General features: G+C 70.7%; 25 protein-coding genes and 3 tRNA genes. 14 read left to right on the top strand and 14 right to left on the bottom strand.

Annotated features, from left to right (window positions below; genetic code table 11):
- On the top strand, positions 1-543 hold the full coding sequence (locus B0I32_RS17230) for a hypothetical protein (RefSeq protein WP_106240073.1): 543 nt from the start codon (positions 1-3) through the stop codon (positions 541-543).
- Positions 544-618: 75 nt separating this feature from the next.
- Here the strand turns inward: B0I32_RS17230 and B0I32_RS17225 are convergent, their stop codons facing one another.
- Complete coding sequence (locus B0I32_RS17225) at positions 619-1,638, bottom strand: hypothetical protein (RefSeq protein ID WP_106240070.1); 1,020 nt, start codon at positions 1,636-1,638, stop codon at positions 619-621.
- A 105-nt stretch (positions 1,639-1,743) separates the two neighbouring features.
- Positions 1,744-3,165, bottom strand: a complete 1,422-nt coding sequence (locus B0I32_RS17220) for a serine hydrolase domain-containing protein (protein WP_181307476.1) — start codon at positions 3,163-3,165, stop codon at positions 1,744-1,746.
- A 318-nt stretch (positions 3,166-3,483) separates the two neighbouring features.
- Here B0I32_RS17220 and B0I32_RS17215 point away from each other — a divergent pair, with 318 nt between their 5' ends.
- The 4 genes from B0I32_RS17215 to B0I32_RS17200 all read left to right on the top strand — a co-directional run bounded on the left by B0I32_RS17215 (position 3,484) and on the right by B0I32_RS17200 (position 7,138).
- Positions 3,484-4,179: an ABC transporter ATP-binding protein gene (locus B0I32_RS17215; protein WP_219911851.1), complete on the top strand. Its 696-nt coding sequence runs from the start codon at positions 3,484-3,486 to the stop codon at positions 4,177-4,179.
- Positions 4,176-4,814 carry an ABC transporter permease subunit gene (locus B0I32_RS17210; RefSeq protein WP_106240066.1) on the top strand — a complete coding sequence of 213 codons (639 nt, stop codon included), beginning with the start codon at positions 4,176-4,178 and terminating at the stop codon, positions 4,812-4,814. The genes B0I32_RS17215 and B0I32_RS17210 overlap by 4 nt, the downstream gene beginning before the upstream one ends.
- 261 nt (positions 4,815-5,075) lie before the next feature.
- Entirely contained in the window at positions 5,076-5,942 is an 867-nt protein-coding gene (locus B0I32_RS17205; protein ID WP_106240063.1) for an oxidoreductase, read from the top strand.
- A 134-nt stretch (positions 5,943-6,076) separates the two neighbouring features.
- Complete coding sequence (locus B0I32_RS17200) at positions 6,077-7,138, top strand: HesA/MoeB/ThiF family protein (RefSeq protein ID WP_106240062.1); 1,062 nt, start codon at positions 6,077-6,079, stop codon at positions 7,136-7,138.
- Positions 7,139-7,277: 139 nt separating this feature from the next.
- On the opposite strand, the gene B0I32_RS17195 is transcribed toward B0I32_RS17200, so the two are convergent.
- Entirely contained in the window at positions 7,278-8,573 is a 1,296-nt protein-coding gene (locus tag B0I32_RS17195) for a serine hydrolase domain-containing protein (protein ID WP_106240059.1), read from the bottom strand.
- Between the two features lie 399 nt (positions 8,574-8,972).
- On the opposite strand from B0I32_RS17195, the gene B0I32_RS17190 reads away from it, so the two are divergent.
- From B0I32_RS17190 to B0I32_RS17180, 3 genes are all read left to right on the top strand, one after another.
- Positions 8,973-9,043 (top strand) — tRNA-Ala (locus tag B0I32_RS17190).
- An 8-nt stretch (positions 9,044-9,051) separates the two neighbouring features.
- Positions 9,052-9,124, top strand: a tRNA-Leu gene (locus tag B0I32_RS17185).
- A 22-nt stretch (positions 9,125-9,146) separates the two neighbouring features.
- Positions 9,147-9,219 (top strand) — tRNA-Glu (locus B0I32_RS17180).
- 15 nt (positions 9,220-9,234) lie between these two features.
- Here the strand turns inward: B0I32_RS17180 and B0I32_RS17175 are convergent.
- The 6 genes from B0I32_RS17175 to B0I32_RS17150 all read right to left on the bottom strand — a co-directional run bounded on the left by B0I32_RS17175 (position 9,235) and on the right by B0I32_RS17150 (position 12,802).
- Positions 9,235-9,750 carry a TspO/MBR family protein gene (locus B0I32_RS17175; protein WP_106240057.1) on the bottom strand — a complete coding sequence of 172 codons (516 nt, stop codon included), beginning with the start codon at positions 9,748-9,750 and terminating at the stop codon, positions 9,235-9,237.
- Entirely contained in the window at positions 9,750-10,238 is a 489-nt protein-coding gene (locus tag B0I32_RS17170) for a MarR family winged helix-turn-helix transcriptional regulator (protein ID WP_106240055.1), read from the bottom strand. Before B0I32_RS17170 ends, B0I32_RS17175 begins: the two co-directional genes overlap by 1 nt.
- Before the next feature lie 92 nt (positions 10,239-10,330).
- Complete coding sequence (locus B0I32_RS17165) at positions 10,331-10,828, bottom strand: MerR family transcriptional regulator (protein ID WP_106240052.1); 498 nt, start codon at positions 10,826-10,828, stop codon at positions 10,331-10,333.
- Between the two features lie 10 nt (positions 10,829-10,838).
- Entirely contained in the window at positions 10,839-11,699 is an 861-nt protein-coding gene (locus B0I32_RS17160; RefSeq protein ID WP_106240050.1) for an SDR family NAD(P)-dependent oxidoreductase, read from the bottom strand.
- A 66-nt stretch (positions 11,700-11,765) separates the two neighbouring features.
- A complete protein-coding gene (locus B0I32_RS17155; RefSeq protein WP_106240048.1) occupies positions 11,766-12,410 on the bottom strand; it encodes a transcriptional regulator in 645 nt (214 codons plus the stop codon).
- A complete protein-coding gene (locus tag B0I32_RS17150) occupies positions 12,407-12,802 on the bottom strand; it encodes a DNA-binding protein (RefSeq protein ID WP_106240046.1) in 396 nt (131 codons plus the stop codon). The genes B0I32_RS17155 and B0I32_RS17150 overlap by 4 nt, the downstream gene beginning before the upstream one ends.
- Before the next feature lie 59 nt (positions 12,803-12,861).
- Here B0I32_RS17150 and B0I32_RS17145 point away from each other — a divergent pair, with 59 nt between their 5' ends.
- Together B0I32_RS17145 and B0I32_RS17140 are read left to right on the top strand one after the other, a co-directional pair.
- On the top strand, positions 12,862-14,022 hold the full coding sequence (locus tag B0I32_RS17145) for a PEP/pyruvate-binding domain-containing protein (RefSeq protein ID WP_106240213.1): 1,161 nt from the start codon (positions 12,862-12,864) through the stop codon (positions 14,020-14,022).
- A gap of 15 nt (positions 14,023-14,037) precedes the next feature.
- Positions 14,038-14,640, top strand: a complete 603-nt coding sequence (locus tag B0I32_RS17140) for a histidine phosphatase family protein (RefSeq protein WP_106240044.1) — start codon at positions 14,038-14,040, stop codon at positions 14,638-14,640.
- Between the two features lie 265 nt (positions 14,641-14,905).
- Here the strand turns inward: B0I32_RS17140 and B0I32_RS17135 are convergent, their stop codons facing one another.
- Entirely contained in the window at positions 14,906-15,295 is a 390-nt protein-coding gene (locus B0I32_RS17135) for a winged helix-turn-helix transcriptional regulator (protein ID WP_106240042.1), read from the bottom strand.
- Positions 15,296-15,430: 135 nt separating this feature from the next.
- Here B0I32_RS17135 and B0I32_RS17130 point away from each other — a divergent pair, with 135 nt between their 5' ends.
- Together B0I32_RS17130 and B0I32_RS17125 are read left to right on the top strand one after the other, a co-directional pair.
- Positions 15,431-16,270: an enoyl-CoA hydratase/isomerase family protein gene (locus B0I32_RS17130; RefSeq protein WP_219911849.1), complete on the top strand. Its 840-nt coding sequence runs from the start codon at positions 15,431-15,433 to the stop codon at positions 16,268-16,270.
- Between the two features lie 288 nt (positions 16,271-16,558).
- Positions 16,559-18,010, top strand: a complete 1,452-nt coding sequence (locus tag B0I32_RS17125; RefSeq protein WP_106240038.1) for an amidase — start codon at positions 16,559-16,561, stop codon at positions 18,008-18,010.
- A 53-nt stretch (positions 18,011-18,063) separates the two neighbouring features.
- On the opposite strand, the gene B0I32_RS17120 is transcribed toward B0I32_RS17125, so the two are convergent.
- On the bottom strand, positions 18,064-18,738 hold the full coding sequence (locus B0I32_RS17120) for an SDR family NAD(P)-dependent oxidoreductase (protein ID WP_106240035.1): 675 nt from the start codon (positions 18,736-18,738) through the stop codon (positions 18,064-18,066).
- A gap of 212 nt (positions 18,739-18,950) precedes the next feature.
- On the opposite strand from B0I32_RS17120, the gene B0I32_RS17115 reads away from it, so the two are divergent.
- Positions 18,951-19,352, top strand: coding sequence for a winged helix-turn-helix transcriptional regulator (locus B0I32_RS17115; RefSeq protein WP_106240032.1), 402 nt, complete (start codon positions 18,951-18,953; stop codon positions 19,350-19,352).
- A 61-nt stretch (positions 19,353-19,413) separates the two neighbouring features.
- On the opposite strand, the gene B0I32_RS17110 is transcribed toward B0I32_RS17115, so the two are convergent.
- Positions 19,414-20,352 (bottom strand): NADP-dependent oxidoreductase, encoded by a 939-nt coding sequence (locus B0I32_RS17110; RefSeq protein ID WP_106240029.1) that lies wholly within the window; start codon positions 20,350-20,352, stop codon positions 19,414-19,416.
- 111 nt (positions 20,353-20,463) lie between these two features.
- Here B0I32_RS17110 and B0I32_RS17105 point away from each other — a divergent pair, with 111 nt between their 5' ends.
- A complete protein-coding gene (locus B0I32_RS17105) occupies positions 20,464-20,874 on the top strand; it encodes a winged helix-turn-helix transcriptional regulator (RefSeq protein WP_106240026.1) in 411 nt (136 codons plus the stop codon).
- Between the two features lie 71 nt (positions 20,875-20,945).
- Here B0I32_RS17105 and B0I32_RS17100 read toward each other — a convergent pair whose 3' ends face one another.
- Together B0I32_RS17100 and B0I32_RS17095 are read right to left on the bottom strand one after the other, a co-directional pair.
- Complete coding sequence (locus tag B0I32_RS17100) at positions 20,946-21,644, bottom strand: SDR family oxidoreductase (protein WP_106240024.1); 699 nt, start codon at positions 21,642-21,644, stop codon at positions 20,946-20,948.
- Between the two features lie 32 nt (positions 21,645-21,676).
- Positions 21,677-22,396, bottom strand: coding sequence for an NADPH-dependent F420 reductase (locus tag B0I32_RS17095; RefSeq protein WP_219911848.1), 720 nt, complete (start codon positions 22,394-22,396; stop codon positions 21,677-21,679).
- Position 22,397 lies beyond the last annotated feature (1 nt).

The raw sequence follows: 22,397 nt of genomic DNA, 5'->3' as shown, positions 1-22,397 counted from the left end.
ATGCTCCAGCGGATCGCGCCGCTGCCCGTCAGCGCCGAGGCCTTCACCGACCCCCGTACCCGGGCCCTCCTCTCCCACCCCGGCAGCACCACCTGCCTGCTCGAACACCTCCTGAACGACCGCCTGACGGTCAGCGCCCTGGAGGTGTCGCGGGCGGCGGTGGGCCGGACGTGCCCTGAGGCGGCCGCACCCCTCGGCCTGCCCGCTGACGCTCCCGTCCTGGTCCGCCGCACCACGCTTGGCATCGCGCGCCGGCACGTCTCCCGCAACCTCGTCCTGGCCCCGCTCGGCCGGCTGCCCTGGGCCGAGCGGCTGCTGCGCTCATGCGCCGCGCCGCTGGGACCGCAGCTGCCCCAGCCGCATCACCGCCGTCCGCTGGGACTCGGCGTGGACGCGTGGAGTCCGGGACGCGCCGCCGCCTGCCGGTGGTACCTCATCATCGACCCCGGCAGCGCTCAGCCGGCCCTCTTCATCCGGGAGACCTTCAACCCGCAGCTCTTCGATCCCGCGACCTCATCGCGATCGCCGATGGAGTCAGCCTAGGACCTGGCGATCACGCGTCTGACGCTCCAGGTCGGTGCGGCAGCCCGCTGAACGCCCGGAAACGGCCGTGCGAACTCAGTACGTGATGAATCCGTACAGGGCCAGATGGTTCGACTTCGTGCTGCTCACCGTGTGGCCGATCGGCGAGGGCAGCACGGCGCCCTTGACGAAGAGGTAGTCGATCTTCCTGGAGCCCATGGTCGCCTTCGTGCCGTGACCGGTCATCCCGAAGCCGCTGAGCGTGGTGGCGGCGATGTTCGTGCGATTGGCGTCGATCCCGATCACGCGGATCGCCGAGGCGTTCATCAGGGCGGTGGCGTCCGCGCCGACGTGGATGCCGGAGTTTCCGATGCCCGTGGTGCCGGCGCCCGCGCACGCGTTCTGGCCGTTCTGCTCGGGAAGGTGCATGGTCGCGGCGAAGACCGCCGTCCCCGTCTCCTTGATGGTGAACTTCGCCGCGATGGCGCTCGTCCGCTTCCACTTGTGCGCGTTGGTGGCGCCGCTGTCGTTGTTCGGCGGCTTGTACAGCGTGCACCCGGCGCCGCCGGCGTACGACGTGCCGGGCTTGAGCCAGCCGGCGCTCCAGTACTTCGAGACGTCGCCCGAGGCGAGGCTCAGCGTCCGGGTGTTGTAGATGAGCGCGTTGGTCTGCTTCTTCTTCAGGTCACCGAGCTCCTGCTGGCTGCACTTGTGCGTGCTGCCCCACGGCTCGGGGTCGTCCCAGGCCACGATCGCCTTGTACGTGCCCGCCGGATAGCCCACCTTGGCCGAGAGCTGGTCGGCGTAGGCCGAGGCCTGCCCGGTGCCGCGTACCTGCTGCACGATCAGCAGATCGGGCGCCCGCACACCGGAGGTGCCCGTCCGGCCTTCGTCGTCGACGAGCATCGAGGTGAGGTGAGCGGGGCCGGAGATCCGGGTGCACGAGCCGTCGGCGTTGTTCGTCACCAGGTTCTCGAGGTTGTTGCTGTAGACCCGTAAGACCCGGTCCGCGGCGGTCGCGGGCCTTTCGTGCGCCCACGCGGGCGAGGTGATGGTGGTCAAGGTGAGTACGGCGGCGAGCGCCATCGCGCCAGGCGCGCGGTGATCGAACGACATGATCGCAGACTAACCACGACCCGGCTCCGGCGGCAGATACCAGGCTCGGCGGATCAGGACGGATCGGCCGGAGTGACGCCGCGGAGTACGTCTGCCGCCCCTCGCCTACGCGACGTCGGGCCGGGTCATGAGGGGGGAGCGCAGGTGCAGCGTCAGGTCGGGGCCGGTCAGAGGCACGGTGCTCCACGTCGCCGTCGCCGTCCCCGCGCCGACCACCAGCCGGACCCGGTGCGGGGTGGTGATGACGTAGAGGTCGGCGACGAACGTGTCGCCCTGCCAGGCGCCGGTCGCGACGACAGGGCGGCCGAGCGGCGAGCTCTCCCGCCACTCGCCGTGGCCGGCCTCGACGGTGAGGAGCGATCCGAAGCGCAGGAGCCAGCCGCCGTCCACGGGATCGACGATCACCGCGGTCCCGTCGGGCAGAGCCGAGTCCTCGGCGGAGGCGTCCAGTCTCGCCTTGGCGGAACGTTCAGGGGCGGCCGAGCCGGGCACCGGCGCGAGGGACAGCCGCCGTAGCCGATCGGCGAGGATCGCGTCGTCGCCGGCGTCGTCCGACTGGCCCACGCCCGGCAGCAGGCACTCCCAGACGGCGTCGAGCACGGCCTGAGCCTCCCCTTGGGCGGTCACGGCGACCACCAGATCGTGCGACGGGACCACCACGCACTGCTGACCGAAGGCGCCGTGACCGTGGTAACCGTGCCGCGCCATCCAGAACTGGTACCCGTAACCGCGGCTGAAGTCGGCGTCGATCGATCCGTCCTCGAACGGCCGGCAGTCGATGTGCCGGCTGGTCGCCAGCCCCACCCAGGCGCGGGGGACGAGCTGCCGCTCGCCCCAGAGACCTCCGCGCCGCAGCAGCTCACCGAAGGCGGCGACGGCTTCGGTCGTGAGGTGCAGGCCGTGGAATCCGAAGGCGGCGCCGCTCGCGACCCGGTCCCATTCGGCGTGGCCGACGCCCATCGGCTGGAAGAGGCGCTCGTCGAGCAGCTCGGGGAGGCCGCGGCCCGTGACCCGTTCCACCATCCGGGCCAGGACGAAGGTGGTCGCGTTGTCGTAGGCGTGCCGTGTCCCCTCCGGCTCCGGGAACCGTACCCGCAGAAAGCCCTTCACAAGGTCGGACGGTTCGAGCCGCCAGGCCTCCTGGAGGCTGTCCTCGACGTGCCCGGTCGTCATGGACAGCAGGTGGTGCACGGTGAGACGGCGTCCCTGCTCCGAGACATCGGCCGGAACGTGCTCGGGCAGTACGTCCACCACCCGGTCGTCCAGCGAGAGCAGCCCGTCCGCGATCGCGAGCCCCACGGCGATCGAGGTGAACGACTTGGTCAGCGAGTAGAGCAGGTGCGGGCGTCCGGCCGAGTACGGCGCCCACCAGCCTTCGGCGACGACGTGTCCGTGGTGCACGACCATGAGGGAGTGACACTCGACGGCTCGCGCTTCGAGCCGGTCCAGCAGCGCGGTGATCGAACGGGAGGACATCCCCGCGGCGGCCGGTGTCGAGCGCGGCAGGAGGGTGCGCTGAGTGGACATCCGGACACCCTAACGAACCCACCGATTCCGCCCCATCGAATTTCGGACCGTGCGGGAGGAAACGCGGTCAACCCCCTGCTGCCGCTGACGTACGCGGCCGCGCCGGCCATGATGATCATGGCCGGTCTGCTGGTCCGCGCCGACCTGGTCAACCCGCTCACACTGGCGAACTGACCGCCCGGCCGGCGCCGCCCGCCTGATCCGCTCGGCTCCGTGAACCTTTTCGCCTCCGTACCCGACTGTGCCGGGTGACGGGCGGGCGCGACCGCGCCCGCACCCGAACGAGACAGGAGTACGGACTGTGAGGAATGAGCCGTGGTGAGCGCGCTGCGGACCAGTGAGCTGGGCAAGCGTTACCGGCAGCGGTGGGCGCTCCGTGACGCCGGCATCGTGGTGCCCGCCGGAGCCAGGGTCGCGCTGGTCGGTCCGAACGGCGCGGGCAAGTCCACACTGCTGAACCTGGTGTCGGGCCTGCTGAAGCCGACCACGGGGCGGGTCGAGGTCTTCGGCCGGCCGCTGGAGCCGGCCGTGGTCGCGTTCGTGGCCCAGGACAAGCCGCTGTACCGGCGGTGGAGCGTCGCCGACCTGCTGCGCTTCGGCGCCGCCGCCAACCCCGCCTGGGACCGGGCGGCCGCGTGGGCGCTGCTGTCCGGCCACGACATCGGCCAGCACGAGCGGGTGGACCGGCTGTCCGGCGGTCAGCGCACGCTGGTCGCGATCGCGCTGGCCGTCGGCAAGCGCGCCGGCCTGGTGGTGCTGGACGAGCCGCTGGCCGAGCTCGATCCGCTGGCTCGCCTCCAGGTGATGAGCGTGGTCCGCGACCTGGAGGCCACCGTGCTGCTGTCGTCCCACATCCTGGCCGATCTGGCCGAGGTGTGCGATCACCTGATCCTGCTCGGCGCCGGGCGGGTCCGGCTGTGCGGCAGCTTCGCCGACCTGCTGAGCGGCCACCCCGCCGCCGAACTGGAGGACCTCGTCCTGCACTATCTGCGCAACCCGGAGGCGGTCCGATGAGCGGGCCGCTGTGGGTGGCCTGGCGCGGACAGCGGGCCCAGGCGGCCGCCATCGCCGGGCTCCTCCTCCTGTACGGCGCCGCCGCCACGATCGAGCGGCTCGAACCGGACCTGAGCGGACGTACCTTCCAGCTGGCGGGACTCCTGGCCGGCGCCATCTGCCTGATCTGGGGCGCGCCATTGATCGCCCGGGAGTTCGAGGCCGGGACCCACCAGCTCGCCTGGACCCAGAGCCTGTCGAGAGGGCGCTGGCTGGCGGCCGTCCTCGCCGTGGCGGCGGCCGGAGCCCTGACCGCGACCGCGGTCCTCACCCTGATGCTGACGTGGGCCCTGCCGGACGCCGGCGGTGATCCGATGGCGTGGCCGTACTACGAGAGCCACGGCCCGCTGCCCTTCGGCAGGTCGCTGTTCGCGCTGGCGCTCGGCGTCGCGCTCGGGGCGGTCACCCGGCACACCCGCGTCGCCATGCCGCTGTCCGTGCTCCTCACGGGGACGAGCCAGCTCGCGGGCCGGGCCCTGCGCGACGGCTCCGGCCTGCCCTTCTGGACCATGCAGTGGACCGAGACGGCCGTCTACCTGGCGCTCGCCCTCTCCCTGACCGGAGTCGCCTACCTGGCGATCCGGCACCGAGTCTGACCGAGGAGGACCTGATGGCGCACAACCCGAAGTTCATCCGCCGCCGGCTGGGCGTGAAAGCTCTGGTCGTGGTGACCGTGCTCGTCGCCGCGGTGCTGATCGCCGGGGTGCTCATGCTGCTGAGCTGAGACCTTCCCGCCGCGGACCTCCTATGATGATCATCTCACTTGAGCCTCTTCGGCCCGGACCCGCGTCCGCCGGAGAGGCTTTTTTCGTGCCCGGACCCGATGGCCGGGACCTGATCTCTCGCGAAGGACGATCATGCACACGTTCAAGCTCGGCGACCTCACCGTCAACCGGATCGGGTTCGGCGCGATGCGGCTGACCGGCCGCGCCGCGTTCGGCTCCGGCGCGCCGGGGAACCGCGACCGTTCGATCGCGGTGCTGCGGCGCGCGATCGAGCTCGGGGTCGACCACATCGACACCGCCGCCTTCTACTTCTCGCCGAGCCTGTCCGCGAACGAGCTGATCAGGCAGGCGCTCGCCCCGTACCCCGACGACCTGGTCATCGCCACGAAGGTGTGGCCGGCGCGGGACGCCTCCGGCGCCTGGCACTGGGCGACGCCCGAGCAGCTGCGCGGCCAGGTGGAGGAGAACCTGCGCGAGCTCGGCCGCGACCACCTCGACGTGGTCAACCTGCGGGTGCCGCCGAGCCGGCGGGACGGCTCGATCGCCGAGCACTTCGGCGCGCTGGCCGGCCTGCGCGAGGCCGGTCTGATCCGTCACCTGGGCGTCTCCAACGCCACCCCCGCCCAGCTGGCCGAGGCGCGGGCCATCGGGCCGGTGGTGTGCGTACAGAATCCCTTCGGCGTCGGCGCGCCGGCCGGCCAGCGGGAGATGCTGCGGATCTGCGGTGAGCAGGGAATCGCGTTCGTGCCGTTCTTCGCCATCGCCGGCGCCGGGCGTGAGGCCGGGGCCACCGCGCCCGAGCACGAGAGCGTGCTGGCCGTCGCGCGCGCCCACGGCGCGACGGCGGCGCAGGTCCGGCTGGCCTGGACGCTGCGGCAGGGGCCGCACGTGCTGGCCATCCCGGGCACCGGCGACCCCGCCCACCTGGCTGAGAACGTGGCCGCGAAGGACCTGCGGCTGTCCGGCGAGGAGGCGGCGCTGCTCGACCGGATCGGATAGCCGCCGGGCCGGGCCGTCACGGGGCGGCCTGCCGGGCCGGATCGCCACCGCGGCCTGCCGGGCTGGGCTCGGGTGGAGCTGTCAGGGCGACAAGCGGCTTGACGTCCGGTCGAGTGGATCCCGACCATCGGTGGATGCGTCTTCCCCGCGTCAAGCCCGAGCACGCGCCGCACCGTCTCGCCGACGGCACCATCAGGCTCGGCGGATCCCTGTACGGCATCGCCTCCGAGATCACCGATGCCGACGGGTGGGCGTGGGCCGCGCTGACGCTCATGGACGGCACCCGTACCCCCGCCGACGTCGCCGCCGGGCTGCGTGCCGCCTTCCCCGTCCTGACCGGGGAGGACGCCGGCGACATCGTCGAGACGCTGCTCGCCTCCGGCCACGTGGAGGAGGCGGGACCGGGCGCCTGCGAGCAGCTGAGCGAACGGGAGAAGGAGCGTTACAGCCGCAGCAGGGACTACTTCCGCTGGGTCGACCTCACCCCGCGCGACCACGGCTGGGAGCCGCAACTGCGGCTGAAGGCCGCCCGCGTGGTGGTGCTCGGCCTCGGCGGGACAGGCAGCCACGCCGCCTGGTCGCTGGCCGCGGCGGGGGTCGGCCGTCTGCACCTGGTAGACCCCGACGTCGTGGAGCTGTCGAACCTCAACCGGCAGATCCTCTACACCGAGGCCGACCTGGGCCGGCCCAAGGCGGAGGTGGCGCTGGACCGGCTGCGCCGGGTCAACTCCGACATCGAGATCACCGCGGGAACGGCGTCGGTGGACGGTCCGGGGACGCTGGCGCGGCTGATCGGCGGGTTCCACGTGCTCGCGCTCTGCGCCGACCTGCCGCGGGAGCCGTACGGGATCCAGACCTGGGCGAACCGCGCCTGCGCGGCGGCCGGGATCCCGTGGGTGAGCGGCGGGTACCACGGCCCGCTGGTCAGCGTGGGCGTCTTCGGTCCCGGCGGGCCCTGCTTCGAGTGCGTGCGCGCCGGGATCGCGCCGCAGCCCGGCGGCGGGTACGCGTGGCCGGGCGTCACGGGGGCGTCGGCCGGGCTGTCGGGGCAGCTCGTCGCGTACGACGTGCTCGCGCAGGTGACCGGCGTGTCGAGCGTGCCGCCCGGCTATTTCCACGGGGTGACGCTGCTGGACCCGGACGGGCACGTGTACGCCAGGCACCCCTCGCGGGACGGTTGTGAGATCTGTTCTTGATCGGAAGGGCTGGAGATCATACTCTCACGGTTGCCGTTCCCGACCTCGATCGGTGAGGAGTGCGATGAGCAACATCCCAGTCCGGCAGGACCGGCAGGAGCGGAACCAGAAGAAGATCGTCGTCCGCAGGCTGGGCAAGTCAGGAGCCGCCGCGGCGCCCAGCCACGGCACCTCCAACTGATCGCCCGGAGGTGAGCAAGGGAGACGGCGGGTCCGCCCGAGACGCGGTCGGTCCCACCCCCGGCGCGGCCCCTGCCGTCTCCGCCTCCGTTGTCGCCGCGGCATTGGTCCTGCCCGGCGGCTCGTACGGTTCCGCGCAGAAGTAGCGGTTGAGCGCGTCGAGAACGCCCAGCAGCATGGGCGCGATCCCGGGATCGCCGCGGTGCAGGTTGACCGACACCGTCATCCGGCGCTCGCCGGTGGCTTCGGCGAAGCTGAAGGTCAGGTAGCCGGGGATGGCGCCGGTCGCGCCCCACCGTTCGCCGCAGGTGAGCCCCACCGACTCCAGGCCGAGCCCGTACCGCGGGAAGATCGGGGCCTGGGGTGTGCCGACGCCGGTGCGCATCTGCTTCAGCAGCGCCGGGCCGACGAGCCGGCCGCCGAACAGCGCCTGGTAGAAGCGGTTCAGGTCGCGGGCGTCGGACACCACGCCGTACGCGGCCCAGGCGAAGGACGGGTTCAGCCGGGTGACGGGCCGCGGCGCGCCGGTCTCGCCGCCCGCGGGCAGGTAGTAGCCGGTGGCGTGCGGGCCGCGGATGCCCCGCTCGGTCCCGGGCAGGTAGGAGCGGGTCATGCCGGCCGGGCGGAAGATCCGGCGGTCGAGTTCGGCGCTCAGCCGGTGGCCGGTCACCTGCTCCACGAGCAGTCCGAGCAGGATGTAGCCGGTGTTGGAGTAGGAGAAGCGGCCTCGTTCCGGCTGGGGGAGCCGTTCTGCCTCGTCGATGAGCCGTTGCGGGGTGTAGGTCCGCTTTCCGTATCGCTCGGGGTCGGCGAACTCGGGCGCCTCGTCGTAGGTGGCCAGACCGCCGGTGTGGTTGAGCAACTGCCGTACGGTGATCAGGTCGCCGTCCTCGATCCGGCCGGGCAGCCGCTCGCCGATGCGCTCGTCCAGGCTCAGCCGGCCCTCCTGCACGAGTTGCAGCACGACGGTGGCGACCATGCTCTTGGTGACGCTGGCGACGCGGAAGCGCGCCTCGCGCGGCATCGGCTCGCGGGTGTCCAGGTCTGCGGTGCCGCTGGTGCCGATCCAGGTGCCGTGCTCGTCGTCGATCCTGGCCAGGACGCCGGGGGCGCCGGCGGCCACGGTCGCGTCGAGCGCCTGCCGCAGCCCGGCGGGCTCTTCGTGCGTTGACCGGGCCGAAGTGGAGGCCGGCGTCTGGGCGGACAGCAGGCTCGCGGCGACGAGCGCGGCGATGACCGCGCGTTTACCGTTCATGAGGTGAGATGCGTCTTCCTGGCGGAGGTCGTGGGAACGATCTCCATCCTGGCGACGCGTACGGCCGTTTCCCTCCGCACAGGTGACGATCTCCGCCTGCGACCGGGGTCGCACCGTCGTACGACTCCGGGCTGACAGAGGCTGCTTTAATGAGTGGCGCGGCTGCCGCGGCGACTATTAACGTCTTATCCATCGGAACACGTCGGGAAAGGCCAGTCATGCTGATCGCAGCCATCGAGTACGAGCGCGAACGACGCCGTCGTCAGCGTCGCGCCGCGCTCGCCGGGCGGGCCCCCGGATAATCCGTAGAGGATTCCTCCGGAGGCCGCCAGGTGACGCACCAGGCGGCCTTTCCTTTATCCGCACCTCGCGGCTGAACAATTGCACAGCGGAAATCAAGGGCTGATGGTGAAAAGGCATCACACCTGCCTTGCAAGCAGGAGTTCGGGTTTCGAGATCCCGTCGGTCCACGTTTCAAGCGTCCGTGGCCCAATGGCAGAGGCACCGGTTTAAGGAACCGGACGGTGCGGGTTCGAATCCCGCCGGACGTACGCACCTCCTCAGCGGAGGCTCGCCCCGTTGGTCCAGCGGTCAGGACGCCCGGCTTTCACCCGGGAAATCGCCGGTTCGAGTCCGGTACGGGGTACTGCGGCCTTATCGCTCAAGGGGATAGGGCGCCGGCGATCGCCGCGATCTTGATGCCCAGCGTGATCGGCATCCAGATCAGCCAGGGCAGCAACCAGCGAGCCGCAGCGGCTGAGTAGCGGGAGAACACCACCACCGTGGCGGCGGCGAGCAGGAGGCCGGTCGCGTCGGTGACGGCGATCGAGCGCAGGCCGTCGGCCAGCCAGAACAGGTTGGTCTGGAGATAGCCGGCGATCAGCACGGTCAGGGGTACGGTGACGTCGCTCCCGCGTGGTGCCCGGCGCCAGAGCTGCCATGCCGCGGCCCCCATGCCGGCTTTGATCACGAGCCAGACCGCGATGAAGACCCCCGGAGGCACGGGGACCCGGTCCATCTCGAGATCGGTGGCGAGTTCGGGGTTGAGCGTGAAGGCGAGCGCCCCTGGAATCTGCCCGATGAGCACGGGAACAAGGACGAAGAGGAGCCCGACCGGCCAGAAGCGCGAGCGAGCTGCGCCTGCCTCGCGGTAGCGGACGTCGGCCGAGGCGTTCATCAGGATTCCTTCCGTCTGCTGGTGGCCGCGCCGCCGGCGAGCTTGGCGAGCAGCGCGTGCAGGCTCTGCCGTTCCTCAGGCGTCAGCGGGCCGAAGAACTCGCCCGAGATGCGTTCGCTGACCTGCTCGGCGTCCCGAATCTTCCGCACGCCCGCCGGCAGAAGGTGCACCTCCACCGCACGCCGGTCGCGCGGGTGAGGACGCCGCTCCGCCAGGTCCATGGCCTCCAGCTCGTTGACCAGCGTGACCATCACGGGCTTGAACACACTCAGCCGCTCGCTGAGCCGCGACTGAACCAGCGGGCCGTTCTGGAGCTGGGTCAGCACGCCGAGGTGAAGCGGCTTGAGCCCTGTCTCGGCCAGCACCTCCTCGTACTGCTCACCGGCTCGGGCGGCGACCCACGACAGCAGGAAACCGGTCGAGCGCGCCAGCTCCTCGGGGGGCCCCTCACTTCGGGCATCGCCGAACACGCTATCGTTAAAAATCATAACGTTATTCAGATTAACGTTATGCGAGCCACCACGTCAACAGCCGAGATGTCGGGTAGTTGGGGCGCACAGCGCCGGCCTGCGACGGGCGGTCAGGCGGCGGCGTCGCGTGAAGGGCCGCGCTCGACGTCGGAGCCGGCTGCCCCGCCGTACGTGGCGATCTTGTAGTCGACGGCGACCAGCGACAACGTCAGCTCGCGCAACCGTCGGATGATCGTGGCGCGGTGCTCGGCCAGCATGGCCGTCCGCTCGGGCACCGTGTGTTCGCCCGCGTCCACCAGCTCGATGTAGTGCTGCAGCTCGCGCATGGACATCCCCGACAGCCGCATCCGGGTCAGGAACACCAGCCGTCGCACCGCGCCGGCGTCGTAGACCCGGTGACCCTGGCTGTCCCTGGCCACGGTGACCAGCCCGGCCCGCTCGTAGTAGCGCAGCGTGTGCGCCGAGAGGGCGAGCCGGTCGGCGACCTCGGCGATCGTCATCGACGATGGCACCTCGGCCAGGTCGGTGAGGTCGTGGATCGCCTCCGCCGTGGGCTGGGCGTCGCCGAGCGCGTCGAGGACCTTGGTCATCAGGTCTTCAGTGGCCATGACCGCCGGCTTAGACGGGCCGGGCCGAGGCGGGCGCGTCGGCGAAGTCGGCGGCCCGGGCGACCTCGGCCCAGCGGGTGGTCTCGGCCAGGCCGCGCCGGTGGAGGCCGGAGATGCGCTCGACCGCCTCACGTCCGAGCGGCAGCCGCAGCGGCACCTCCTCGCCGTGCACGAGCGAGACGATGATCTCCGCCGCCCGCGCCGGGTCGCCTTCCTGGCGGCCGTCGGTGCCGGCCATGTCGGCGCGCACGGCGGCCAGCGCCTGGCGGTAGATCTGCGACGGCTCGGCGAACTCCAGCACGCCGGCGCCGTTGAAGCCGGTGCGGAACCGGCTCGGCTCGACGATCATCACGCGGACGCCGAACGGCGCGACCTCGCCGGCCAGCGCCTCCGACCAGCCTTCCAGGGCGAACTTCGACGCCGAGTAGGCCGACACGCCGGGGAAGGACATGCGCCCGCCCTGGCTGCTCATCTGCACGATGGTGCCGGAGCCACGCGCGCGCATGCCGGGCAGCACCGCCCGCACGAGGGCGGCGGGGCCGAACAGGTGCAGGCCCATCAGGTCGCGCAACTGCTCGTCGCCGACCTCCTCGACCGCTCCGACCACGGCCCGTCCCGCGTTGTTGACCAGCACGTCGACCTGGCCGAACCGGTCGATCGCGGCCTGCGCGAGTGCGGGCGCGGCGGCGACGTCGCGGACGTCGAAGGGGATGACCGCGAAGGCTCCCGGGTGCGCGTCCGCCAGGTCGGCGACGCTGCCGGGGGTGCGTACCGCGGCCACGACGTTGCCGCCCGCCGCGAGAGCGGCCTCGGCCAGTGCGCGTCCGAGGCCGCGGGACGCGCCGGTAATGATCCATGTCCGTTTCGTCATGGACGTGACGCTAGGACTTCGAGCGCGCTCTAACGCAAATCACTCTGCATCAGGTGATCTTCCCGCCTACGGGCCGGCATTCTCCGCGTGACGGTCGATGCCGAGGGTGGCGATGAGGTCTTCGTGGAGCTGGAACCAGACCCGGTGGCAGGAGTCCACGTCGGTCTTGTCGATCCAGTTGTGCTCGCCGCGCATGCCTCGGCGCAGTGCCGCCGCGTAGCGAGCCATGTATCCGTCGAATCGTGGGAGCACGTTTTTGAGGCGATCGGCCAGAGGGGCGAGCTCGGCGCCGAGTGCCGTCAGTTCGTCGAGTACGCCCCCGTCCCATGCATCGTCGCTGTGATCGTTGGGCGCGAACTGGTCGGTGTCGGTCGGCCTGATCTGCCAGTCGGTGACGGCGCGCACCAATCGCGCGTTGAGCGGGAGAAAGGCCCGATAAACGGCTGCGATCGCATTCTCGGGGTCGGCGTGTTCGCGCTCGGCCGCGAGCTGACGTTCGTTCTCGATTTTCCCCGTGTCGGTCAGTGACCAGCCGCCGAGGTCCGCGAAGGCGAGGTGCTGCACCCAGCCCGCACGTTCGGCCTCGCGCAACAGGCGAAGCGTTTCGGCCGGTCCCGTTCCGGCGCGCGCGGCGATCACTTCGCCGTCCGCGTAGCCGACGAGTCGTACCGCGTGCAGGACGAGCAGTTCCGGCGCTGACTGGTCGCTCATGCTCGTTTGTCCTGCCGGGCGGTGAGCCGGTTCACATACTGCTGGCACGCTTGCGGAGAATTGAAACCCATGGCGTCCGCGATCTGCGCCCAGGTCAATCCCGCGCTGCGGGCGACGAAGAGCAGCCCGGTCTCCACGCCCTCGATCTCGGCCCGTGCCGCCGGGATCAGCGCGAGCGCGCTCAGCAACTGGTCGGGGCCGAGGTCCGCGGCTCGCCAGAGCGCGTACTGCGCCAGGTCGGCCGCCGCGGGGGGAGCCGGGGCGGGCCGCCACGGGCGCGGTTCGAGGTGATCCGCACCGATGGCCATGATGCGCTCCCGGGCGTCGCGTTCCCGTTGCGCCTGCGCGTGGTCGGCGCGGCCGGCACGGTCGAGGTCGTGCTTGCGTTCCATGCGCCCCATCCTGTTAGCATCAACATAATGTTGTCAATTTAATGTTGATGGGTGATGCGATGCTCACGGCACTCGCCGACGCGACTCATACGAACTGCGGCGGGAAGGCGGCGACGCTGGGCCTGCTGCTGCGCGAAGGGCTGCCGGTGCCCGACGGGTTCGTCGTTCCGCATGGCGGCGAGCGCGGCGTGCGGGTCACCCGGCCTCTTCGCGCGGCGGTCGCGCGGGAGCTCGCGCGTCTGGGCGACCCCGTGGTGGCCGTACGTTCGTCGGCCTTGAACGAGGACACGGCGGACGCGTCGGCGGCGGGCCAGTACGAGAGCGTGATCGGCGCTCGGGGGAGTGCGGGCGTGTGCGAGGCGATAGCCGCCTGCTGGTCGTCGGCGAACGCCGCGAGAGTGAACGACTACTGGAGTCGGGCGACGGCCGGCGCCGGGGCGTCCTTTCCCGGGATGGGCGTTCTCGTGCAGCGCGTGATCGGGGCCGAGATCTCGGGCGTCATGTTCACGCCCCAGCGGCCGGGAGAACCGACCCGGATCGAAGCGGCCTGGGGTCTTGGTCTTGGCGTCGTGGGCGGAACCATCACTCCCGACACCTATGAGGTCGCGGCAGTCGGATCCATCCGCTGCACGGTCGGGAGCAAACGAACCCGCATCGACCTCGCCCCTGAGCACGGCGGCGTCGTCGAAAGCGCCGTCGCGGCGGAGCAGCAGAAGGCGCGGACACTGGACGACGCCACGACGGCGATCCTGGCGGAGCTCGGGCATCGGATCGCGGAAATTCAGGGCGGCCCACAGGACGTCGAATGGGCCGTCGCGGACGGCGTCATATGGGTGCTGCAAGCGCGCCCGATCACCGCCTCACTTCCCGCCCTCCGAGTTTCCGCATCGCCTTTCCCCGCCCGCGCGTTGACGGGAACGCCGGGATCACACGGAAAGGTCATGGGGGCCGCTCGTCTCGTTCGTGGCCCATCGGACTTCAAAGCCGTGCGGCCTGGCGAAATCGTGATCTGCCCGTACACCGATCCGGCCTGGACGCCGCTGTTCACGATCGCCGCCGGCGTCGTCACCGAAACCGGCGGTGCGCTCTCACACGCCGCGATCGTCGCCCGTGAGTACGGCATCCCCGCCGTACTCGGCGTAGCCGACGCGCTGAACCGGATCGAGAACGGTCACCGGATCGCCCTCGACGGAACCGCGGGAACCATCACCCTGCTGTGAAAGGACCGCGCGTTCATGGCGACCCGGTATCTCTACCTCGCCCGGCACGGCCACGCCGACGCTCTCGGCAATCTCACCGGCACCGGCCGCGAACAAGCCCGGTCCCTGGGAAAGCGTCTCGCGCACCTTCCCATCCGCACCGTCTGGCACTCCCCGCTCCCACGAGCCGCCGATACAGCCCACGAAATCGACCTGTTCCTCAGCGGCATCACCTCCGTCGCCGAGGCCCCTGAACTCATCGACCACGTGCCCTATGTGCCGGAACTGGAGGAGACCCCGCCGTCATGGAGGGCATTTTTCGACGGCTATTCCCCGGAAGACGCGGCGGCGGGCCATGAAATCGCCCGCAGTCTCACCGCTCGCTTCGCCCACGCACCCGAGCAGCAGAACGACGAACACGAACTGCTCATCACCCACGCTTATCCGATCGCGTGGCTCATCCGGGACGCCCTTGACGCACCACCCGTACGCTGGCTCGGACTCAGCAGCGCCAACGCCGCTCTCACCGTCATCGAATACCGGCCGGGCGCGCTTCCGAGCATCGGCATGTTCAACGACATGAGCCATCTACGCCCCGAACTCCGCTGGACCGGATTCCCGAAGGCGCCACACCCGTGAATGACCGTGGCCCCTCAGTTCGCCGGGTGAGGAACCGCTCGAACGTCAGCAGATCCGGATGCCGCCGGCGCAGGGCCGCTGCCGGTCGCGCCGGTGACGAGAACAACTCGGGAAGCAGACAGGTCACGCCGGAGATGCGTCAGGCCGACGAGCGCGCCCAGCAACTGGCCGGCGACCTCGGCGCCCGTGCTCACCGCGCGGGAGTGCTCCGCGCGGAGTACCAGGCCCTATGGGACACCTGATGATCAGCGGCCCCCTACGGTGCTCAGCCGGCAGGCGCATCACTGGATGAGCGGGCGTCGTAGGCCTGCTGCCGGGCGACGATGTCGTCGGCGTTCTCGACGGCCCAGGTGTAGAGGTGGGAGAACGGCTCGCGTAGCGACTCGCCGAGCGGTGTCAGCGAATACTCGACTCCTACCGGCGAGGTCGGCAGGACGCGGCGTTCGATCATGCCGTTGCGTTCCAGGCGGCGCAGCGTCTGGGTGAGCACGCGTTGCGTGACGCCTTCGAGCCGGCGCTTGATCTGGTTGAACCGTTTCGGCTCAGCCAGTACGGCCATCGTCATCATCGACCACTTGTCCGCGATCTGGTCGAGGATCGGACGGGTCGGGCAGTCGGCGCGGAAGACCCATTCCGGCTCGCTGGTCTCGGTCACCTAGGTATCCTCCGCGATGCTTGAGATGCCGGAAGTGCGTTATTGACGCCTATGTGCGCTCACCCAAGCATAGGTATACATCAGATACCTAGCGGCACGGCGTCGCCGTCGCCGCCTCCGGACAGGAGTCCCTGCGTGAGCCAGCTTTTCTCCACCCTGCGCGTGACCGGCGACCGCGGTGTCGTCAGGGTCGTCATCGACAACCCGCCCGTGAACGTGCTCAGCCTGGCGGTGATGACCGACCTGATGACGCTGCTGGCCACGTTGCGCGAGGACAGGACGGCCAAGGTCATCGTGTTCGAGAGCGCCGATCCGGAGTTCTTCATCGCGCACGTCGACATGACGCTCGTGGACGACGAGGACGCCGCCGCCGACCCGACCGCCGGAGCGCCGGCCGGGCTCAACGTCTTCCAGGCACTCGGCGAGGCTCTGCGCAGCCAGCCCCAGGTGACGATCGTCAAGCTGGCCGGGACGGCGCGTGGCGGCGGGGCCGAGTTCGTCGCGGCGGCCGACATGGCGTTCGCGGCGATCGGCCGGGCCGGGCTCGGTCAGATGGAGGTGCTGGCCGGCATCGTGCCCGGTGGCGGCGGCACGCAGTACCTGCTGAAAAAGGCCGGCCGCAACCGCGCTCTGGAGATCGTGCTCGGCGCGGACCTGTTCGACGCGCAGACGGCCGAACGCTACGGCTGGGTCAATCGCGCGCTGCCCGCCGAAGAGATCGACGCGTTCGTCGACCGGCTGGCCCGCGGCATCGCCGACCTGCCGGACGGCACGATCGCCGCTGTCAAGAGCGCCCTGCCCCCGCAGGACCTGGCCGCCGGGATGCTGCGCGAACACGAGGCGTGGGCGAGCCAGTTCGCCCGGCCCGCCGCGGCGAAGCTGCTCCGCGGCGCGCTCGCGGCCGGCGCTCAGACCCGCGACGGCGAGCGGCGCCTGGAGCACCTGCTGCGCGCGATGGCAGGGGATGGAAAATGAGTCATCCCGTTCACTGGACAATTCCCGCGTGATGTGGCCAGTGGTCGAATGAATAGCCTGTGATCGCTGCGAAAAGTGACGGCAGTTGAGACATCTGTCTCGTTGTGCAATGCGGCAATTCATGCCCTTGCCAGGGGCGTCGATTCGCTGATGATGCTTCTGAGCTGGGACGATGTAATGTCTGTGGCAGAACGAGTGGCAGTCGAGACGGTCGTCCGGGCTTTTCTGGCGGATACGGGCGACATATGTAAGGCCGGGTGTCGGCGGCGGGCCGTTACAGTCGCATTCATGGAAAGCGACTTTCAGACGGCTGAGGAACTCGCGACCGCCATGCGGGCCGGTGAGGTGAGCTCGGCGGAACTGACCGACGACGCGATCGCCCGGATCGAGCGGGACGACAAGGCGATCAACGCGATCTGTGTGCCGGACTTCCCCCGTGCCCGGGCCGCGGCCCGCGCCGCCGACCAGGCGCGCGCCCGTGGCGAGGATCGGCCGCTGCTCGGCATTCCGGTGACGGTCAAGGAGTCGTACAACATCGCCGGGATGACCACGACCTGGGGCATGCCGCCGCACCGGAACTACCTGCCGGCCGAGGACGCGGTTCAGGTGTCGCGGCTCAAGGCCGCGGGCGCGGTGGTGCTCGGCAAGACCAACGTGCCGTTGGGGCTGCAGGACATCCAGACCTTCAACGAGATCTACGGCACCACCAACAACCCGTGGGATCACACTCGCACGCCGGGTGGATCCTCCGGCGGGTCGGCGGCGGCCCTGGCCTGCGGGTTCGGCGCACTGTCCATCGGCTCCGACCTCGCCGGTTCGCTGCGCACTCCGGCGCACTTCTGCGGTGTGTACGCGCACAAACCGACGCTCGGGCTGGCGGCGACGCGCGGCATGGTCGCGCCGTCCGAGCCGGCCCTGCCGGTCGACCTCGACCTCGCCGTCGTCGGACCGATGGCGCGCACCGCCCGCGACCTCGCGCTCCTGCTCGACGTCATGGCCGGGCCCGACCCGCTGACGCTCGGCGTGGCGCACCGCCTGGCTCTGCCGCCGGCCCGCCACGAGCGGCTGCGCGATTTCCGGGTCCTGATCATCGACGAGCATCCGCTCATCGCGACCGGGGCCGCCGTGCGGGCGGGCGTGAACCGGGTGGCCGCCGCGCTCGTCGAGGAGGGGGCCCGCGTCGTCCGGCACAGCCCGCTGCTGCCCGACCTGACCGAAGCCGCGACGCTCTACATGCGGTTGCTGATCTCCGGCTCCACCGCGCGTTTTCCCATCGAGACGGAGGAGCAGTTGCGCACCCGCGTCGCCGAACTGAGCGCGGACGACCAGAGCCTCGACGCCACGCGGCTGCGCGCCATGCTGTCCAGCCACCGTGACTGGATCGAAGCGAACAACCGCCGCGAGGCCCACCGCCACGGGTGGCGGCAGCTGTTCACCGAGTTCGACGCCGTGGTGAGCCCGATCACGCCTACTCCGGCGTTCCCGCACGACCACCACCCCAATCCGCTGGAACGGCGCATCGACATCGACGGCGTCGAGTACCCGTACTTCGACCAGCTCGTCTGGGCCGGCCTGGCCACCATGCCCGGCTTGCCCGCCACCGCCATCCCGGCGGGCCGTTCCCCGGAGGGTCTGCCGGTGGGGGCGCAGCTCATCGGCCCGATGTTCGAGGACCGCACTCCGCTACGGCTGGCCGAACTGCTCGAGCGGAAGATCGGCGGCTTCCAGGCACCGAGATAGCGCCGAGGGCGTGCCGGCGCTGACCGATGACGACGGAGAGCTGGGAGTCGTCGTCATCCGGTGAAGACGCGCTCGGCCTCGTCGCGCTGGACGTGCAGGTCCCAGTAGAGAGGGGCGATCTCCTCGGCCTCCGCGGTCGGGACTCCGGGAGGGCCGCCCGCGCCGATCCACACGCCGATGGCGACGTGCGCGGCCTGGATACCGGTGCCGGACAGCTCCTTGTGCAGGTTGAGCACCCAGTTGCGCAGCGCTCCCTGGGCGGCGTTGACGTTGCCGAGCATGGGGAGGGGGTCGACCGAGCCGCCTCCGTTCGTGTAGAGCAGGGTGCCCGCGCCGGCCGCGCGCATGGCGGGGAGAACGGCCCGGGTGGCGGTGATGGCGCTGTAGAACAGCAGGTCGATCAGTCCCTGCACATTGGACGGGTCGGTCTCGGAGGGGGAGGTGAGGCTCAGGGAGCCGATGCTCGGGGCCGGGGAGTGCTCCAGGACGTCGATGCCGCCGAAGTGTGCGGCGGCGTCCTGGAGAGCCTGGGTCAGCGCGTCGTCGTCGAGCACGTCCGCCGGGAAGGCGGCGGCGGTGACCCCCTCCGCGGTGAGCCGGCCGACGAGGTCGTCGAGCTTGGCCCGGTTGCGGGCGATGAGCGCGACGTCGTAGCCCTTGGAGCCGAAGGTGCGGGCGATGGCGAGGCCCATGCCGGGGCCTGCGCCGACGATGGCGAGTGTAGGCACGATCGATTCACTTTCTTCAGGTGTGCGGTCAGGAGGTCGCGGCGCGGGTTGTCACGGACGGTGAGAGTGGAGCCCTTGGGGGAAGTGGCCGGCGAGCTCCGACCCGCACAGCATCCTCTGATTCCTACTATTTGTGCGTAACGTCAACGTAGGCCAGTATGGAAGGGCTTACAAAAGGCACATCACTGTGCGTCACGGAGGAAAATGTGCGTATGGAGCACGCGGAGGGATCGGCGGCCGCCGCGAGCCGGGGGCCCTGCGCGGCGATCCCGGCCGACCAGATGGGCTTCGTTCGCCAGATCCTGGACCGGGTCGGTGACAAGTGGAGCATGCTGATCATCGCGTGCCTGGAGGACGGCGCCCTGCGCTACACCGACCTGCAGCGTGATGTCTCCGGGATCTCCCAGCGCATGCTCAGTCACACCCTGCGCCAGCTCCAGCAGGACGGGCTGATCACTCGTACGGCCTACGCGGAGGTCCCGCCGCGCGTGGAGTACACCCTCACCCCTCTCGGCCGCGGCCTGATCGACATCGTCAAACAGCTGATCGGCTGGGTCTCCGACCATCATGACGAGATCCGCGCCCACCGCGACCGCGCCGCGGCCGGGTCCTGACGGCCGCGAGTGGCCGCCGCCCTTCACGTGCTCGCTCTCATGGCGCCGACCAAGAAGTCCTTCATTGAAGAGTGAGGACGAGGCGGCCGCGAAGGCCGCCTTCGGCGAGGCGCCGGTGGGCGTCGGCGACTCGGTCGACGGGCATGGTCTCGGCGACGCGTAGGGTGAGGGAGCCTGCTTCGACCAGTGTGGCGAGCTCGGCGAGGAGGGTGGCGTCAGCGCGGATCCAGTGGTTGAAGACTCGGATGCCGCGCAGCGGAACCGGCGCTCCTCCCGCCACCAGCGCGGCGAAGGCTCCGCCCGACCGGACCGCGTCGAGGGCGGCCGCTCCGGCCACGGCGGCGTCCAGTGCCGCGTGCGCACCGCCAGGAACCAGCGAACGGACCGCCTCACCCAGCCGCGCCGTGCGTGGCACGAACAGTTCGGCTCCCAGCTCGCGGACGAGCGGTTCGTCATCGGCCCCGGCGACCGCGACCACCCGGAGCCCGCGCGCGACGGCCAGTTGGACCGCGAAGCCGCCGACGGCGCCGGCCGCCCCGGTCACCAGCAGCGTCTGCCCGGTCTTCAGGTCGAGACCGTCGAGCGCTTGCGCGGCGGTGAGAGCGTTCAGGGGCAGCGTGGCGGCTTGCACAGGCGAGACGCCGGCAGGTGCGGCGGTGACCGCGTCCGCGTCGAGCAGGACGTGTTCGGCCTGAGTGCCGAGCGGCACGTCCAGCCGGTCGGACAAGCCGATCACCTGGTCCCCGCACTCGACACCGGTGACCCCTGGACCCGTCTGTTCAACGGTTCCGGCGACATCCCAGCCGATGCCGATCACATCCCGCGCCGGCAGCAAGCCCGCCGTGGCGAGCGCGCCGGACCGAGTGGCCAGATCGACCGGGTTGACCGTCGCGGCCTGGACCCGGATGCGGACCTGCCCTTCTGCGGCAACCGGCATCGGCACGTCCGCGATCCGCAGCACCTCAGGTCCGCCGAAAGCGTGGACCACAACGGCGCGCATACGAGTTCCTCCTCATTTCCAGGTTTCCGGACTTGAGGACAACCGTATGGAGAGCTACTCTCCGTTGGGAAGTACGAACCTGAAAGTGCGTACCGTACGGGCAGGAGTGTGATGACCACCCGCACCGCCACTCAGCAGCGTGAGCACGCGCGCGTCGCCTACGACGCCTACCTCGCGACCTGCCCAGCGCGTCAGCTTCTCGACCGGATCAGCGACAAATGGGTGAGTCTCCTGCTCACCGCGCTCGCCGACGGCCCGCAGCGGTACAGCAGCCTGTCTCGTACCATCGCCGGGGTCAGCCAGAAGATGCTCACCCAGACCCTGCGCACCCTGGAACGCGATGGCCTGGTCTCCCGCTCCGTCACACCCACCGTCCCCGTACGCGTCGATTACGCCCTCACCCCCCTGGGCGTCAGCCTGCTGCCCGTGATGCAGGCCATCAAGGACTGGGCCGAAACGCACATCGAACAGGTAACCGTCGCCCGCGACACCTACGACAAGCGCTCTACCTCCCCTGGATAGCCTTGCCGAGCGGTTCCAGAATCTCTCCGGCCTGTCGCTGCTGGACAGCTCCTCCCGGTCAGAGGCCGGGGTCAGGAGGTGGACGGGGGTCCGGCCGGTTGTGACAGCGCGGCCTTGGCCTTGCGGGTCTTCTCGTCGGCCAGCAGTTCGTACTGACCGGCGAGGAGGGCGTCCATGACCTGCTCGGCCAGGGTGTCGGCGCCGATCTTCGGTGCGTCGACCCAGGCGCTGAGGTCGGTGTCGACGAACCCGACGTGCACTCCGAGCACCAGCGTCCCCTGGGCGTGCAGCGCCTGGCGCAGCGAGTCGGTCAGCGACCACTGCGCGGCCTTCGACGCCGCGTACCCGGGGAAGTCAGGCCGCCCGGCCCAGGAGGCCACCGACAGCACGTTGACCAGGGCTCCGCCGCCGTTGCGGGCCAGGATGGGCGCGAAGGCGCGCGAGACGGCCCAGGTGCCGAAGTAGTTGACCTCCATCGCCTGGCGGGCGCCGTCGAAGGAGCCCTCCAGCAGCTTGGTGCCCGCGTCGCCGACCCCCGCGTTGTTGATCACGATGGAGACGTCTCCCGCGGCGGCCGCGGCCGCCGCGACGCTCTCCTCGTCGGTGACGTCCAGGCGCAGCGGAACGACGCCGGCGTCCGGCACGTTCGCCGGGACGCGTACGCCGGCGTAGACCTTCGCCGCGCCGTGCTCGACGAGCGCGCGGGCCAGCGCGCGGCCGATCCCGCGGTTCGCGCCCGTCACGAGGGCGACCGATCCTTCGATGTCCATGGTTCTTCTCCGTCGTCCTGCTGGGTTGAGAATCACAACTCAGATGTGGAGGTGAACGTCTCTCTACCCGGGGGACCTTCCCCGCGCCTGGCGTGAAGTACCTCACGTCCGCGCGGCGACGCCGGGAACCGGTCGAGCATGGCGCGCAGCTCAGGGGCGGTGACGTTCGCGCCGAACGGTTCCGTGCCCGGCTCCAGGCGGATGCCCTCGGCTAGCGGCCCGGCGGGCACCGGGTCGAAGCCGAGCGCGTCCACGAGGGCGGCGACGACCGCGACGTCCGCCGGATCGTCGCCGGCGACGGCGATCGCGGCGCGCCCGGGGGCGCCGGCGGGCCGGGCGCCCGCTTCGAGGTCGTGGTAGCCCATGTGGTTGAACGCCTTCACCACCCGGGCCCCCGCCAGGAACGCCTGGACGATCTCGCTGGAGGACGTACGCGGATCGGTGAGGTCCTCGCGCACCCCGTCGATCTCCCACCAGTAGTTCATCGCGTCGATCACCAGCTTGCCCCGCAGCGCCTCGGCGGGCACCTCGCGATGCCGGCCGAGCGGCAGGGCCAGCAGCACGACGTCCGCCTCGGCCGCCGCCCGCGCCGCCGTCACCGCCTCCGCGCCGGGCGTGACGACCTCGACGATGAGCGAGATCCGCGCCGCCTCGCCGGAGCCGGCGATCAGGACGCGGTAGCCGGCCGCGACCGCGAGGCGGGCCAGCACGGTGCCGACCTTGCCGGCCCCGAGGATGCCGACGGTGCGCACA

Origin of the sequence: Nonomuraea fuscirosea (assembly GCF_003001935.1) — a bacterium.
GTDB classification, from domain to species: Bacteria; Actinomycetota; Actinomycetes; order Streptosporangiales; family Streptosporangiaceae; genus Nonomuraea; species Nonomuraea fuscirosea.
This window is presented reverse-complemented; position numbering and strand designations above follow the sequence as displayed.

Coding starts and splice junctions, on each gene's coding strand:
- B0I32_RS17200 (WP_106240062.1), top strand. CDS start 6,077: ATGCGTCTTCCCCGCGTCAAGCCCGAGCACGCGCCGCACCGTCTCGCC.
- B0I32_RS17210 (WP_106240066.1), top strand. CDS start 4,176: ATGAGCGGGCCGCTGTGGGTGGCCTGGCGCGGACAGCGGGCCCAGGCG.
- B0I32_RS17125 (WP_106240038.1), top strand. CDS start 16,559: ATGGAAAGCGACTTTCAGACGGCTGAGGAACTCGCGACCGCCATGCGG.
- B0I32_RS17170 (WP_106240055.1), bottom strand. CDS start 10,238: ATGATTTTTAACGATAGCGTGTTCGGCGATGCCCGAAGTGAGGGGCCC.
- B0I32_RS17205 (WP_106240063.1), top strand. CDS start 5,076: ATGCACACGTTCAAGCTCGGCGACCTCACCGTCAACCGGATCGGGTTC.
- B0I32_RS17225 (WP_106240070.1), bottom strand. CDS start 1,638: ATGTCGTTCGATCACCGCGCGCCTGGCGCGATGGCGCTCGCCGCCGTA.
- B0I32_RS17105 (WP_106240026.1), top strand. CDS start 20,464: ATGACCACCCGCACCGCCACTCAGCAGCGTGAGCACGCGCGCGTCGCC.
- B0I32_RS17230 (WP_106240073.1), top strand. CDS start 1: ATGCTCCAGCGGATCGCGCCGCTGCCCGTCAGCGCCGAGGCCTTCACC.
- B0I32_RS17165 (WP_106240052.1), bottom strand. CDS start 10,828: ATGGCCACTGAAGACCTGATGACCAAGGTCCTCGACGCGCTCGGCGAC.
- B0I32_RS17140 (WP_106240044.1), top strand. CDS start 14,038: ATGGCGACCCGGTATCTCTACCTCGCCCGGCACGGCCACGCCGACGCT.
- B0I32_RS17115 (WP_106240032.1), top strand. CDS start 18,951: ATGGAGCACGCGGAGGGATCGGCGGCCGCCGCGAGCCGGGGGCCCTGC.
- B0I32_RS17160 (WP_106240050.1), bottom strand. CDS start 11,699: ATGACGAAACGGACATGGATCATTACCGGCGCGTCCCGCGGCCTCGGA.
- B0I32_RS17155 (WP_106240048.1), bottom strand. CDS start 12,410: ATGAGCGACCAGTCAGCGCCGGAACTGCTCGTCCTGCACGCGGTACGA.
- B0I32_RS17220 (WP_181307476.1), bottom strand. CDS start 3,165: ATGTCCACTCAGCGCACCCTCCTGCCGCGCTCGACACCGGCCGCCGCG.
- B0I32_RS17195 (WP_106240059.1), bottom strand. CDS start 8,573: ATGAACGGTAAACGCGCGGTCATCGCCGCGCTCGTCGCCGCGAGCCTG.
- B0I32_RS17175 (WP_106240057.1), bottom strand. CDS start 9,750: ATGAACGCCTCGGCCGACGTCCGCTACCGCGAGGCAGGCGCAGCTCGC.
- B0I32_RS17100 (WP_106240024.1), bottom strand. CDS start 21,644: ATGGACATCGAAGGATCGGTCGCCCTCGTGACGGGCGCGAACCGCGGG.
- B0I32_RS17110 (WP_106240029.1), bottom strand. CDS start 20,352: ATGCGCGCCGTTGTGGTCCACGCTTTCGGCGGACCTGAGGTGCTGCGG.
- B0I32_RS17150 (WP_106240046.1), bottom strand. CDS start 12,802: ATGGAACGCAAGCACGACCTCGACCGTGCCGGCCGCGCCGACCACGCG.
- B0I32_RS17145 (WP_106240213.1), top strand. CDS start 12,862: ATGCTCACGGCACTCGCCGACGCGACTCATACGAACTGCGGCGGGAAG.